Origin of the sequence: Pseudomonas sp. GL-RE-26, from assembly GCF_019956275.1 — a bacterium.
In the GTDB taxonomy this organism is placed as follows: domain Bacteria; phylum Pseudomonadota; class Gammaproteobacteria; order Pseudomonadales; family Pseudomonadaceae; genus Aquipseudomonas; species Aquipseudomonas grandcourensis.
The window spans coordinates 1-12964 of record NZ_JAHBDI010000019.1; the positions used below are offsets into that span (position 1 = coordinate 1).

Consider the following 12964-nt stretch of genomic DNA (forward strand, 5'->3'; position numbering starts at 1 on the left):
CACCGGCTTGTTCCAAGGCCTGTTCGACCAGCGATGGATCAAGCAACGAGTCCAATCCCTCGAGGGAATTGGGAGTCGAGACGAAGTTGTGGGTCAGTTCCAGTGCCCGAGCCAGACGCATAAAAAATCCGATGCCTATTCAGGCATCGGATTTTGATTTCTTGCGGCCAAAGGTCAAGCAATGAGGCTTAACTGATCGGCATTACCGGCATGCCCGGGCTTTTTATTGTCTGGCGTTCCAGCCACTCACTGATTCCGCGCTTTGGCCTCGGCAGCTTTCGCCGCGCGCAGTCGGCGCACCTCTTTCGGATCGGCCAGCAACGGGCGGTAAATCTCGATGCGATCCCCGGCCTGGACTGCCCGACTCTCCGCGTCAGCTACCAACTTGCCGAAGATCCCCACAGGGCAATGGGTCAGATCCAGCTCCGGAAACTCTTCTGCCACGGCCGACCTGTGCAAGGCCGCCCGCACGGTCGTTCCGACAGGTACGACCACTGTCAGCAGCACCTGACGGTCTACGGCCGCGTAGACCACCTCGACTTCAATCATGACCTCAACCATGTATCTGCTTGGCGCGCTGACAGAACGCATCCACCAAAGTGTTGGCCGCCTGATTGAACAGCGGCCCCAGGGTGGCACGAACCAATGGTCCGGCATAATCGAACGACAAATCGAGGCTGATCTTGCAGGCTTTGTCGGTCAGCGCCTTGAATACCCAGATGCCATGCAATTGGGTGAAAGGGCCCTCTTCGAGGTTCATTTCGATCGACTGCCCCGGAACCAGGGTGTTGCGCGTCACGAAATGCTGGCTGAGCCCGCCCTTCGCCACGCCGACGCTCGCTCGCATATGCTCGGGTGAGCTCTCCAGGACTTCGGCGGACGAGCACCACGGCAGAAATTCCGGATAGCGCGCCACGTCGTTGACCAGGTCATACAGCGCTTGCGCCGGGTACGGCAGCAAGGCCGAACGTGAAATGTGTGTCGTCATGTCAGCGTCACTTCCACAGCTGGGCGGCAAACACTACGAGAATGCCGATGGGCGCCACATAGCGCATCAAGAACAAGGACAGGCCAAACAGCGCAGGGTTACGGATCGACAGCTCGTCGCGCACCGCTTCACGCCCCATGATCCAGCCCGCAAACACCACGAAACACAAACCGCCAAGCGGCAGCATGAGTCGCGAGGTGAAGAAATCGATCACACCGAAGAAGTCGAGGCCACCCGCGGCTCCCCATTGGTAGAGGTGGAACATCCCGCCTTCGTTCACGAAGAACTTGGCCTCTTTCCAGATATTGAAGGAGAACACCGTACCCAGGCCGACAAACCAGCAGCTGAAAGCCAGCCAGAAGGTCACCCAGGTACGACTCACTTTAGTGCGCTCGACCAGGTAAGCCACCATCGGTTCCAGCAGGGAAATTGCCGAACTCCAGGCAGCGACCGCCACCAGCACGAAGAACACCACCCCCATCAATTGCCCGAACGCCACGTTACCGAAGGCAAACGGCAGGCTGACGAACATCAGCCCCGGCCCTTCGCTCGGATTCAGGCCCGCCGCGAAAACAATCGGAAACAATGCCAGGCCGGCCACCAGGGAAACGAAGGTGTCGAGCAGCGCCACACCAACAACCGTCCCTGAGATCGACGAGTTCTTCGGCATGTAGGCGCCGTAGATCATGATCGAGCCGACGCCCACGCTCAGGGAAAAGAACGCATGCCCCATCGCGGGCAACAAGCCGTCCAGGACCTTTTCCGGGTGGAAGTCGAACATGAAATGCACGCCGTCCATGAAATGCCCGGTGGTCATGCTGTAGCCCAGCAGCACCAGGATCATCACGAACAACAACGGCATCATGATGCGCAAACTGCGCTCAAGCCCGGCAACCACGCCCCTGGCGATCACCACCGCTGACAACAGCATGAAAATCGTGTGCCAAAGTGTAAGGCGCCAGGGATCGGCGATCACATTGCCGAAGTAAGCCCCCACCTGATCAGGCGTCGCGCCCTGAAAATCGCCACGCCCCATGTCGATGATGTAGTCCAGCGACCAGCCGCCGACCACACTGTAGAAAGACAGGATCAGCAACGCCGTGATCATCCCGGCAAACGCGCCCCAGGACCATTTGGCCGAGTGCCCCGCCTCCACCGCCAGGTTCTTCAATGCATTGGCCGGGCTCTGCCGGGCACGCCGGCCGATCAGGGTTTCCGCCAGCATGACCGGCACCCCGATCAGCGCGATGCAGGCCAGGAACATCAACACGAAGGCGCCGCCGCCATAGACGCCGACCATGTACGGGAATTTCCAGATACTACCCAGCCCCACGGCCGAACCGGTCGCGGCGAGTATGAAGACCCAGCGGCTAGCCCAACTGCCGTGGACAGAAACCTTGTCTGTCGACATCGTTATCACGCCCAAGCGTTCAAAAAAGAGGCCGCATTGTCCGGGATTCAATCAACCTGCTCAAGCACGTAGCAACACCGTAGCCGACTCGCGTGCAACTCCCTATAATGCCGCCCCTATGGCTAAACAGAAGAAACACCCAACAGGGACCATCGCGCAAAACAAAAAGGCGCGACACGATTACTTCATCGAACATCGTTTCGAGGCTGGTCTGGTCCTGGCCGGCTGGGAAGTAAAAAGTCTGCGGGCAAGCAAGCTGCAGCTGGTTGACAGCTACGTGCTGCTCAAGGATGGCGAAGCCTGGCTGCTCGGCAGCCACATTACGCCCCTGACGACCGCCAGCACCCACGTCATCGCGGACCCGGTGCGCACCCGTAAATTGCTGCTCAACCGGCGCGAGCTGGAAAAGCTGGCCGCGGCCGTGCAGCAAAAGGGTTACGCCTGCGTGTGCCTGTCCTGGTACTGGAGCAAGCACATGGTCAAGTGCGAGATCGCCCTGGGCAAGGGCAAGAAGGAATACGACAAGCGCGATACCGAGCGCGAACGCGACGCCGGTCGCGAGTTGCAGCGCGCGGTGCGCAACAAGGGCAAGGAAGACTGATTTTTCTGCCCTGATGCGACTTTGTGGCGAGGGAGCTTGCTCCCGCTGGGGTGCGAAGCGCCCCTCGCTTGACGGCCCCCCTCACAAAAACTGCTAACGACTGCTGCGCAGCCGAACGGGAGCAAGCTCCCTCGCCACAGCAAGCTCCCTCGCCACAATCAAGCTACCGCCTCACATCCCCTTGCGCCGCTCCGCCCGGGCCATGCGCTGCACTTCCTGACGCACTTCTTCCAGCACCTCCTGCACATACAGAATGTGTCGACTGGAAACTTCTCGCGCCTGCTCCGCCCGCCCTTCGATAATCGCCTGATACAACTCCCGGTGCTGCGTGATCAGCATGTCGCGGGTTTCAGTGCGTTGCTTGTACATGCCACCGATGTTGGTCACCACGTTGCGCTTGAGCAGGTCGAACAGCCCGCGAATGGTGTGCAGCAACACGGCATTGTGGCTGGCCTCGGCGATCGCCAGGTGAAAGCTTGCGTCCGCCGCCCCCTCTTCGGCACGACTCACTTCTTCGTGACGCGAATAGCAGTCCTGCAATTCGTTGAATGCCGCGGTCAGCCGCTCGCGATCCACCTCCGTGGCACGCAACGCCGCGTAGTAGGCGCAAGACGCTTCCAGCGTATGGCGAAACTCCAGCAGATCGCGTTGCGCCTCGGGATTGCTTTCCAGCAGATGCAACAAGGGATCACTGAAGGTGCTACCCAGTGATTCCACCACATAGTTGCCGCCGCCCTGGCGGCTGACCAGCAGGCCCTTGGCGGTCAGCTTCTGAATGGCTTCGCGCAACGAAGGGCGTGACACGCCAAATTGCTCGGCCAGCGCGCGCTCGGCCGGCAAGCGCTCACCCGCTTTCAGCGTGCCCTCGAGGATCATGCCCTCAAGCTGCTCGACAATATCGTCAGACAAACGGCGCTGACGAATCTGATCAAACCCCATAACTCGATTACTCCACGATCCGACGGCTCGCCGGGGCTCTATTCTGGCCTATCGGCGCCGCGCCAGCACCTGCCACAGCGCATTTGGTCATACCAGACAGACGACCTGCGCACTTTGCATTCGACAAAAGTTTTAGGGCGGCAAATTGACACACCGCCTACAAGGCTTTTACCCTAGCCAACAGCGATTGTAAATTGGTCTTACCAATTATCCAAGAACGCTGATCAGTGCCTGACCAACAACAATTAGGGGCCACCCCATATGCAAACCTGGCAACAGCTCTATACCCCGCTCGGCAGCCTCGGCCTGTCCGCACTCGCCGCCGTCATCCCCATCGTATTTTTCTTCCTGGCTTTGGCCGTGTTCCGCCTCAAAGGGCATGTGGCCGGCAGCATCACCCTGGCTTTGTCGATCCTGGTGGCGATCTTCGCTTTCCAGATGCCGGTCGATATGGCGTTCGCCGCCGCCGGGTATGGTTTCGCTTATGGCCTGTGGCCGATTGCCTGGATCATCGTGGCAGCGGTGTTCCTCTACAAACTGACGGTCAAGAGCGGGCAGTTTGAAGTCATCCGCAGTTCGGTCCTGTCAATCACCGATGACCAGCGCCTGCAGGTCCTGCTGATCGGTTTCTGCTTCGGTGCCTTCCTCGAAGGTGCAGCCGGTTTTGGTGCACCCGTGGCGATTACCGCCGCGCTGCTGGTAGGTCTTGGCTTCAACCCGCTGTACGCCGCTGGCCTGTGCCTGATCGCCAACACCGCGCCGGTGGCCTTCGGCGCCCTGGGCATTCCGATCATCGTTGCCGGGCAAGTCACCGGCATCGACGCGTTCAAGATCGGCGCCATGACCGGCCGCCAACTGCCACTGCTGTCGCTGTTCGTGCCGTTCTGGCTGGTGTTCATGATGGACGGCCTGCGCGGCGTACGGGAAACCTGGCCGGCAGCCCTGGTGGCCGGCTTGAGCTTTGCCGTCACCCAGTACTTCACCTCGAACTTCATCGGCCCGGAACTGCCGGACATCACCTCGGCCCTGGCCAGCCTGATTTCCTTGACCCTGTTCCTGAAAGTCTGGCAACCAAAACGCGCCGCTGGCCAACACATCGTCGGCGCTGTCTCGGCCTCCGTGGTGAGCGCCAGCGTCGGTGGTTTCGGCCAGAAGCGCACCACCGTGGCTTCGCCTTACAGCCTTGGGGAAATTTTCAAGGCCTGGTCGCCGTTCCTGATCCTGACCGTACTGGTCACCATCTGGACCCTGAAGCCGTTCAAGGCGATGTTCGCCGCCGGCGGTTCGATGTACAGCTTCGTGTTCAACTTCGCCATCCCGCACCTGGACCAGATGGTAGTCAAGGTTGCACCGATCGTGGCCGCGCCAACCGCCATTCCGGCAGTGTTCAAACTGGACCCGATTTCCGCCACTGGCACAGCGATTTTCTTCTCGGCGCTCATCTCGATGCTGGTCTTGAAGGTCAATCTCAAAATTGGTCTGACCACTTTTAAGGAGACCTTCTACGAACTGCGTTGGCCAATCCTGTCCATCGGCATGGTGCTGGCGTTTGCCTTCGTGACCAACTACTCGGGCATGTCCTCGACCATGGCCCTGGTACTGGCGGCGACGGGTGCAGCTTTCCCGTTCTTCTCGCCATTCCTTGGCTGGCTGGGCGTGTTCCTCACCGGTTCCGATACCTCGTCCAACGCCCTGTTCAGTTCGCTGCAAGCGACCACCGCACACCAGATCGGTGTCAACGACACCTTGCTGGTGGCGGCGAACACCAGTGGCGGCGTGACCGGCAAGATGATCTCGCCACAATCGATCGCCGTGGCTTGTGCCGCGACCGGCCTGGTGGGTAAAGAATCGGATCTGTTCCGCTTCACCCTCAAGCACAGCCTATTCTTTGCAACGATTGTCGGCTTGATCACGTTGGCCCAGGCCTACTGGTTCACCGGCATGCTGGTGCACTAAGGGCTACAGGCAACACGATAAAAACCGACGCTGGGCCACGCCCCCGGCGTCCGCTATTCACACCCCGGTCTGTAAGGCTGCTGAAAGCTTCCGGCTCTATATTCAGCAGCCTCGACAGACGAATAACCGGGACCACCCGGAGACCGCCTGATGAGCGAGCTTTTTTACAACGCCGTGCCGAATGCGACCCGTGTCGCCCCGCCACTGCCCGAGCCTCGGCAGTACCCCAGCGAGAAACCGTCACGGGTCTACCTGTTCGGGACCTGCGTGGTCGATTTGTTCTACCCGGAAGCCGGGATGGATGCGATCCACCTACTGGAACGCGAAGGCATTCGTGTCGAATACCCGCAAGGGCAAAGCTGCTGCGGCCAGCCGGCCTACACCTCGGGTTACACCGAACAGGCACGGACCGTGGCGCGCTCACAACTGGCGCTGTTTGCCGGCGACTATCCGGTGGTGGTGCCGTCGGGTTCTTGCGCGGGCATGCTGCGCGAACATTACGCCGACTTGTTCAAGGACGAGCCGGACACGTTGAAACAGGTCCAGGCGCTGGCTGCCAGAACCTACGAACTGGCCGAGTTCCTGTTGTTTGTCTGCAAGGTGCAGCTCAAGGACAGCGGCGAGCCAGTGAAAGTGGCGCTGCACACCTCGTGCTCGGCACGCCGCGAGATGAACACCCACCTGCACGGCCGCGAATTATTGGCGCAGTTGAGCAACGTGGAACGGGTCAATCACGATCACGAAAGTGAATGCTGTGGCTTTGGCGGGACATTCAGCGTCCGTATGCCAGACATTTCCGGCGCGATGGTGGCTGACAAGACCCGGGCGCTGAAGGAATCTGGCGCGCACAAGGTGTTGAGTGCCGACTGCGGTTGTTTGATGAACATCAACGGCTCGCTGGAAAAACAGCAGGAAGCGTTGCGCGGTCAGCATCTGGCCAGTTTCCTCTGGCAGCGTACCGGAGGTGCCCGATGAGCACCTCGACGATTATTCCTACGGTCGCCGTAGAAGAAGATTTCCGCACCCGCGCCCGCAAGGCACTGGGTGACGCGCAATTGCGAGGCAACTTTCGCAAGGCGATGGATTCACTGATGACCAAACGGGCAGCGGCGTTCAGCGATGCCTATGAAAGAGAACACTTGCGTGCGCTGGGCAATGCAATCCGTGCCCGCGCGCTCTCCAAGTTGCCCGAGTTGCTCGAACAACTGGAACAGAACCTGACCCGCAACGGTGTGACAGTGCACTGGGCGGAAACGGTGGACGAGGCCAATGGCATCGTCCTCTCGATCATCCGCGCTCACGAGGGGCGGCAAGTGATCAAGGGCAAATCGATGGTCAGCGAAGAGATGGAGATGAACCATTTCCTCGCTGAACAGGGCATTGAATGCCTGGAATCGGACATGGGCGAGTACATCGTCCAGCTCGACCACGAGAAGCCTTCACACATAATCATGCCGGCAATCCACAAGAACGCCGGTCAGGTCGCGTCCTTGTTCCACGACAAACTTGGCGTGGAATACACCAAGGACGTAGACCAACTTATTCAGATCGGCCGCAGAGTCCTGCGGCAGAAATTCTTCGAAGCGGACATCGGCGTCTCCGGCGTCAACTTCGCCGTGGCCGAAACCGGCACCCTGCTGCTGGTGGAAAACGAAGGCAACGGTCGCATGACCACCACCGTGCCACCCGTGCACATCGCCGTCACCGGTATCGAAAAAGTCGTGGAAAACCTGCGCGACGTGGTGCCGTTGCTGTCATTGCTGACCCGCTCGGCCCTCGGAATTCCAATCACCACCTACGTCAACATGATCTCCGGCCCGCGCAAGGAACATGAACTCGACGGCCCGCAGGAAGTGCACCTCGTACTGCTCGACAACGGCCGCAGCCAGGCCTTTGCCGACAGCGAACTGCGCCAGACCCTGAACTGCATTCGCTGCGGCGCCTGTATGAATCATTGCCCGGTCTACACCCGAATCGGTGGTCACGCCTATGGGGAGGTTTACCCCGGGCCTATCGGAAAAATCATCACCCCGCACATGGTCGGCCTGGCGAAAGTCCCGGATCACCCGAGCGCCTCGTCGCTGTGCGGCGCCTGCGGTGAAGTCTGCCCGGTGAAAATCCCGATCCCTGCTCTGTTACGGCGCCTTCGGGAGGAAAACGTCAAAGCCCCGGACAGCCCCCATCAAGTGATGCGCGGCCAAGGAAGCAAGTACTCGCGCAAGGAGCGGTTCATCTGGAACGCCTGGGCGAAGCTCAACAGCTCGCCGACGCTGTATCGCCTGTTCGGTTTCTTCGCCACCCGTTTGCGCGCCCTCACGCCGAGCAACGTCGGCCCGTGGACGCAAAACCACAGCGCACCGAAACCCGCTGCCCGCTCGCTGCATGACATGGCCCGCGAACATTTGGCCAAACAGGGAGACCGTTGATGAGCGCCAAGCAAAATATCCTCGGCAAGCTGCGTAAAAGCCTGACAGGCACCACGCCGGTGGCTGACGACTTCGATGTCGATCTGGTGACCCAGCCTTACACCTACGCGCCGGAGCAGCGCATTGCGCAACTGCGCAAATTGATGGAAGCGGTGCACACGGAAATTCATCTGACGTCCGGTGAACAGTGGCCGACGCTACTCGCGCAATTGCTGCAGGACCGCCAGTTGCCGAGTCTGCTGATCGCACCGACAACGCCCCACGGCCAAAGGATCACGCAGCACTGGGCGAATAATCCCGACCTGCCAATGCTCAAGGCCTACGACCGTCCGGTTGAAGAATGGAAGGCTGAGCTGTTCAACGACACCCCGGCGAGCATCACTGGAACCCTCGGCGCCATCGCTGCCACGGGCAGCCTGATTCTCTGGCCGACCCGGGAAGAACCACGTCTGATGAGCCTGGTGCCACCGGTGCATTTCGCTCTGCTCAAGGCCAGCGAAATCCGCGACAACTTCTATCAGGTGCAGCAGGAGTTCGAATGGGCCCAGGGCATGCCGACCAACGCGTTGCTAGTGTCCGGCCCGTCGAAGACCGCCGACATCGAGCAAGTGCTGGCGTACGGCGCCCACGGTCCGAAGGACCTGGTGGTACTGATCCTGGAGGACCAATGAGTCTACCGGCTGCTTTCCTGCGTGATGCACAGCAACTGATTCCCCAAGAGCGACGTTTCGACGACCCGCTGTCGACCCTGGCCTTCGGCACCGACGCCAGTTTCTATCGCTTGATTCCGCAACTGGTGATCCGCGTCGAATCCGAAGACGAAGTGGTGGCACTGCTGCAACTGGCGCAACGCGATCAGGTGCCGGTGACTTTCCGCGCCGCCGGCACCAGCCTGTCCGGCCAAGCCATCAGCGACTCGGTACTGATCGTGCTGGGGGATAACTGGAACGCTCGCGAAATTCGCGGCCAAGGCACGCAAATCCGCCTGCAACCTGGGGTGATCGGCGCTCAGGCCAATGCCTGGCTGGCACCGTTCGGGCGCAAGATCGGCCCGGACCCGGCCTCGATCAACGCCTGCAAGATCGGCGGCATCGTCGCCAACAATGCCAGCGGCATGTGCTGCGGCACGGCGCAAAACACCTATCACACCCTGGCCGGCATTCGTCTGGTGCTGGCCGACGGCAGTCGTCTCGATACTGAAAATGCCGCCAGCGTCGCGGCGTTTCGCCAAAGCCACGCCGCCCTGCTGGAACGTTTGGCGACCCTGGGCCGCGAGACCCGGGAAAACGCCGAACTGGCTGCGAAAATTCGCCACAAATACCGTCTGAAAAATACCACCGGCCTGTCGCTCAATGCCCTGGTGGATTTCGACGAGCCTGTGGATATCTTGAGCCACTTACTGGTGGGTTCCGAGGGCACGCTCGGGTTCATCAGTGCCGTGACCTACGACACAGTGATCGACCACCCGAACAAGGCCTCTGCCCTGATTGTGTTCCCGGATGTCGAAACCTGCTGCAACGCGGTCACTGTGTTGAAAAGCCAACCGGTGTCGGCCGTGGAACTGCTGGACCGCCGCAGCCTGCGCTCGGTGCAGGACAAACCCGGCATGCCCGCTTTCGTACAGCATCTGTCGAACAATGCCTGCGCCTTGCTGATCGAATCCCGCGCCGCGTCGTCCACCTTGCTGCACGAGCAACTGGCGCAGATCATGGCGGCGCTGAAGGCGTTCCCGGTGGAAAAGCAGGTCGACTTCACCGAAGACCCGCAGGAAAACGCCCGTCTCTGGGCCATCCGCAAAGACACTTTCCCGGCCGTCGGCGCCGTGCGCAAGACCGGCACCACGGTGATCATCGAAGACGTCACCTTCCCGGTCGAACAGCTGGCCATCGGCGTCAACCGCCTGATTGAACTGTTCGACAAACATCACTACGACGAAGCGATCCTTTTCGGACACGCCCTGGAAGGCAATCTGCACTTCGTCTTCACCCAAGGCTTCAACAACCCGGAAGAAGTCGCACGCTATCAGGCGTTCATGGACGACGTGGCGCAACTGGTGGCGGTGGAATTTGGTGGTTCGCTGAAAGCCGAACACGGCACCGGGCGCAACATGGCACCGTTCGTTGAACTGGAATGGGGCAGCGATGCCTACCAGTTGATGTGGCAACTCAAACGACTGCTCGACCCCAACGGCATTCTCAACCCGGACGTCGTGCTCAGCGAAGACCCACAAATCCACCTCAAACACCTCAAGCCCTTGCCCGCCGCTGACGAGATTGTGGACAAGTGCATCGAGTGCGGCTTCTGCGAACCGGTCTGCCCGTCGAAAGGCCTGACCCTGAGCCCGCGTCAGCGCATCGTGATCTGGCGCGACATCCAGGCGAAGAAACGCGCGGGCATCGATACGTCCGAACTCGAAGCCGCCTACGACTATCAAGGCATCGATACCTGCGCCGCGACCGGCCTCTGCGCACAGCGTTGCCCTGTAGGCATCAATACCGGCGAACTGGTGAAAAAGCTGCGTAGCCGGAAGGCGACGCATACGAAAACCGCCAACTGGCTTGAAGGACATTTCGCCACGGCCCTGCAAGGTGCACGCTTCACCCTGCACGTGGCCAATGGTGCGCGTATATTGCTGGGGGCGCCGAGATTGGCGAAGTTGTCGGCAACGTTGACGCGCCTGTCCAAGGGTCAGGTCCCGCAATGGACCAACGCGATGCCGCAACCGGAAAAAGCCATTCGCTTCAGCCCGACGGTGACGGATGCGCGCCCGCGCGTGGTCTATCTTGCGGCCTGTGTATCCCGCGTCATGGGTCCGGCGGCGGGCGACACGGAGCAAATGTCGCTGCACGACAAGACCCGAGGCCTGCTGGAAAAGGCCGGCTATCAGGTGGTTTTCCCGGACAACCTCGACAACCTGTGCTGCGGTCAGCCATTCGCCTCCAAAGGCTACGCCGAACAAGCCGAACACAAACGACAGGAACTGATCGGCGCCCTGCTCCACGCCAGCCGTGGCGGGCTCGACCCGATCTACTGCGACACCAGCCCCTGCACCTTGCGCCTGGTTCAAGACCTCGGCGAAGTCCGTCTGGACTTGTATGACCCGGTACGCTTCATCCGCACTCACCTGATGGATCGCCTGGATTTCACGCCTCAGGAGGCCCTCATCGCCGTGCACGTAACCTGCAGCACCCAGCACCTCGGGGAAAGCCAGGCGCTGATCGACCTGGCGCGCAAGTGCAGCAAAAACGTGATCATTCCCGAAGGTATTCACTGCTGTGGCTTCGCCGGTGACAAGGGTTTCACCACCCCGGAACTGAACGCCCATTCGTTGCGCACGCTCAAGGACGCGGTGCAGCAATGCAGCGAGGGGATCTCCACCAGCCGCACCTGTGAGATCGGTTTGACGCAACATGGCGGCATTGACTACCACGGACTAGTCTATCTGGTGGACCGCGTTACCCAGGCTAGGGTGCCCTGATAGCAGGATCTAAAGGAAGGTGCATAAAGGTGCCCTTCGTTAACGCTTCTTGTCGGAATCGACAGCTCTACAGCAGAAAAAAGAACCCTGATGTGCCGCCGCAGTCCACTGATGAAGTCCCGCTAATGCGGAACCTTCCAAAAACTCGGTAGACCGATTTGATGGCCAGCAATGTCTGGCCCTTCAGCTCAAGGAGAAACACATGAATCGTTCTGTGCTTTTAGGTTTGTTCGTTGCTGCTTCCATGATGGCTTCCACTTCGTTTGCGGCCGAAAAAGACCAATGCGCGGTCAACCTGCAAACCATCGAAAACGGCAAGGCACAGATTCCCGGGGAAATGCTTGACCAGGTGGAGGCCTCCGTCAAGAAAGCCAAAGCCGACCAGGCAAAAGGCACCAAGGCAGGTACTAATGATTGCATCGCCGAGACCAACCAAACCATTATGGACGTCACGAACGCGCACAAAGGCGGGAAGTAACTCAGTTCAAGGCCAACCTTCGGGTTGACCTTGCGGGCCACGTTGGCGTACATCGACAACGGAGTACTGGCGGCCGGGAGTTCAAAGCCCGGCTGCGCCCGCTACGAAGCAAACCAAAACCCGCCAGTTGCGGGTTTTGTTGCATCTGGTCTCTGGAAATGTGTCCCCCCATCCCTGGAAAAGCTCGACACATTGTCTGAAAAAACCGAATTCTTGCGTTGAATCGTAGTCTTTGAGGTAGGCCCCATCAGATCGTGGCTGATTTTTCGGGCTCGGCTTGGCCGTCCGTTCATACGGCAGCACTGAGACCATCAGCTCAAGGAGATACCCATGAAACGCACCACACTCGCTGGCCTGTTCATTTCAGCAGCAATGCTGGCCTCTCCTGTATTTGCGGCGGACAACAACCTTTGTACGAGCAAGCTGCAAGAGCTCAAAGGCAAAGTGAATGCGCTGCCGGCGAACGCCACAAACACCTCAATGGAGATCAAAAGGCTGATATCCAGCGCCGAAGCCTCACAAGCCTCCGGAGACGACAGAAAATGCGTCACCGAGGCCACCCAGGCATTGGCACTCGCTGACAGACAGAGCAACCAGCCAAACCCATGATCTGTGGTGGTCAACCTTCGGGTTGGCCTTCCGGGGCGCGATGACGTACACTGTATAGGCCTGCTGCTCACTTGATTC

General features: G+C 59.9%; 12 protein-coding genes. 8 read left to right on the forward strand and 4 right to left on the reverse strand.

Annotation, left to right across the window (positions count from 1 at the left end):
• Positions 1–246: 246 nt before the first annotated feature.
• The 3 genes from KGB07_RS13975 to KGB07_RS13985 are packed head-to-tail and all read right to left on the reverse strand — an operon-like array spanning position 247 to position 2399.
• On the reverse strand, positions 247–561 hold the full coding sequence (locus tag KGB07_RS13975) for an RnfH family protein (RefSeq protein WP_046038690.1): 315 nt from the start codon (positions 559–561) through the stop codon (positions 247–249).
• Positions 554–988 carry a type II toxin-antitoxin system RatA family toxin gene (locus KGB07_RS13980; protein ID WP_046038689.1) on the reverse strand — a complete coding sequence of 145 codons (435 nt, stop codon included), beginning with the start codon at positions 986–988 and terminating at the stop codon, positions 554–556. The genes KGB07_RS13975 and KGB07_RS13980 overlap by 8 nt, the downstream gene beginning before the upstream one ends.
• Before the next feature lie 7 nt (positions 989–995).
• The gene (locus KGB07_RS13985; RefSeq protein WP_046038688.1) at positions 996–2399 is read right to left on the reverse strand and encodes a sodium-dependent transporter; all 1404 of its coding nucleotides are present in this window, start codon (positions 2397–2399) and stop codon (positions 996–998) included.
• Between the two features lie 118 nt (positions 2400–2517).
• Between KGB07_RS13985 and smpB the strand changes: the two genes are divergently transcribed.
• Positions 2518–3000: an SsrA-binding protein SmpB gene (smpB, locus tag KGB07_RS13990; RefSeq protein WP_008057382.1), complete on the forward strand. Its 483-nt coding sequence runs from the start codon at positions 2518–2520 to the stop codon at positions 2998–3000.
• 171 nt (positions 3001–3171) lie between these two features.
• On the opposite strand, the gene KGB07_RS13995 is transcribed toward smpB, so the two are convergent.
• Positions 3172–3939 (reverse strand): GntR family transcriptional regulator, encoded by a 768-nt coding sequence (locus KGB07_RS13995; protein ID WP_046038685.1) that lies wholly within the window; start codon positions 3937–3939, stop codon positions 3172–3174.
• Positions 3940–4200: 261 nt separating this feature from the next.
• Here KGB07_RS13995 and KGB07_RS14000 point away from each other — a divergent pair, with 261 nt between their 5' ends.
• The 7 genes from KGB07_RS14000 to KGB07_RS14030 all read left to right on the forward strand — a co-directional run bounded on the left by KGB07_RS14000 (position 4201) and on the right by KGB07_RS14030 (position 12886).
• Positions 4201–5895, forward strand: a complete 1695-nt coding sequence (locus KGB07_RS14000; protein WP_223465675.1) for a lactate permease LctP family transporter — start codon at positions 4201–4203, stop codon at positions 5893–5895.
• 150 nt (positions 5896–6045) lie between these two features.
• Positions 6046–6870 carry a (Fe-S)-binding protein gene (locus KGB07_RS14005; protein ID WP_046038683.1) on the forward strand — a complete coding sequence of 275 codons (825 nt, stop codon included), beginning with the start codon at positions 6046–6048 and terminating at the stop codon, positions 6868–6870.
• Complete coding sequence (locus tag KGB07_RS14010) at positions 6867–8321, forward strand: LutB/LldF family L-lactate oxidation iron-sulfur protein (protein ID WP_223465676.1); 1455 nt, start codon at positions 6867–6869, stop codon at positions 8319–8321. Before KGB07_RS14005 ends, KGB07_RS14010 begins: the two co-directional genes overlap by 4 nt.
• Positions 8321–8992 (forward strand): lactate utilization protein C, encoded by a 672-nt coding sequence (locus KGB07_RS14015; protein ID WP_223465677.1) that lies wholly within the window; start codon positions 8321–8323, stop codon positions 8990–8992. Before KGB07_RS14010 ends, KGB07_RS14015 begins: the two co-directional genes overlap by 1 nt.
• Positions 8989–11799: an FAD-binding and (Fe-S)-binding domain-containing protein gene (locus KGB07_RS14020; RefSeq protein ID WP_223465678.1), complete on the forward strand. Its 2811-nt coding sequence runs from the start codon at positions 8989–8991 to the stop codon at positions 11797–11799. The genes KGB07_RS14015 and KGB07_RS14020 overlap by 4 nt, the downstream gene beginning before the upstream one ends.
• 202 nt (positions 11800–12001) lie before the next feature.
• Complete coding sequence (locus KGB07_RS14025) at positions 12002–12277, forward strand: hypothetical protein (protein ID WP_046038679.1); 276 nt, start codon at positions 12002–12004, stop codon at positions 12275–12277.
• A gap of 330 nt (positions 12278–12607) precedes the next feature.
• Positions 12608–12886, forward strand: a complete 279-nt coding sequence (locus KGB07_RS14030; RefSeq protein WP_046038678.1) for a hypothetical protein — start codon at positions 12608–12610, stop codon at positions 12884–12886.
• Positions 12887–12964: the final 78 nt, after the last annotated feature.

Coding starts and splice junctions, on each gene's coding strand:
- KGB07_RS13975 (WP_046038690.1), bottom strand. CDS start 561: ATGGTTGAGGTCATGATTGAAGTCGAGGTGGTCTACGCGGCCGTAGAC.
- KGB07_RS13980 (WP_046038689.1), bottom strand. CDS start 988: ATGACGACACACATTTCACGTTCGGCCTTGCTGCCGTACCCGGCGCAA.
- KGB07_RS13985 (WP_046038688.1), bottom strand. CDS start 2,399: ATGTCGACAGACAAGGTTTCTGTCCACGGCAGTTGGGCTAGCCGCTGG.
- smpB (WP_008057382.1), top strand. CDS start 2,518: ATGGCTAAACAGAAGAAACACCCAACAGGGACCATCGCGCAAAACAAA.
- KGB07_RS13995 (WP_046038685.1), bottom strand. CDS start 3,939: ATGGGGTTTGATCAGATTCGTCAGCGCCGTTTGTCTGACGATATTGTC.
- KGB07_RS14000 (WP_223465675.1), top strand. CDS start 4,201: ATGCAAACCTGGCAACAGCTCTATACCCCGCTCGGCAGCCTCGGCCTG.
- KGB07_RS14005 (WP_046038683.1), top strand. CDS start 6,046: ATGAGCGAGCTTTTTTACAACGCCGTGCCGAATGCGACCCGTGTCGCC.
- KGB07_RS14010 (WP_223465676.1), top strand. CDS start 6,867: ATGAGCACCTCGACGATTATTCCTACGGTCGCCGTAGAAGAAGATTTC.
- KGB07_RS14015 (WP_223465677.1), top strand. CDS start 8,321: ATGAGCGCCAAGCAAAATATCCTCGGCAAGCTGCGTAAAAGCCTGACA.
- KGB07_RS14020 (WP_223465678.1), top strand. CDS start 8,989: ATGAGTCTACCGGCTGCTTTCCTGCGTGATGCACAGCAACTGATTCCC.
- KGB07_RS14025 (WP_046038679.1), top strand. CDS start 12,002: ATGAATCGTTCTGTGCTTTTAGGTTTGTTCGTTGCTGCTTCCATGATG.
- KGB07_RS14030 (WP_046038678.1), top strand. CDS start 12,608: ATGAAACGCACCACACTCGCTGGCCTGTTCATTTCAGCAGCAATGCTG.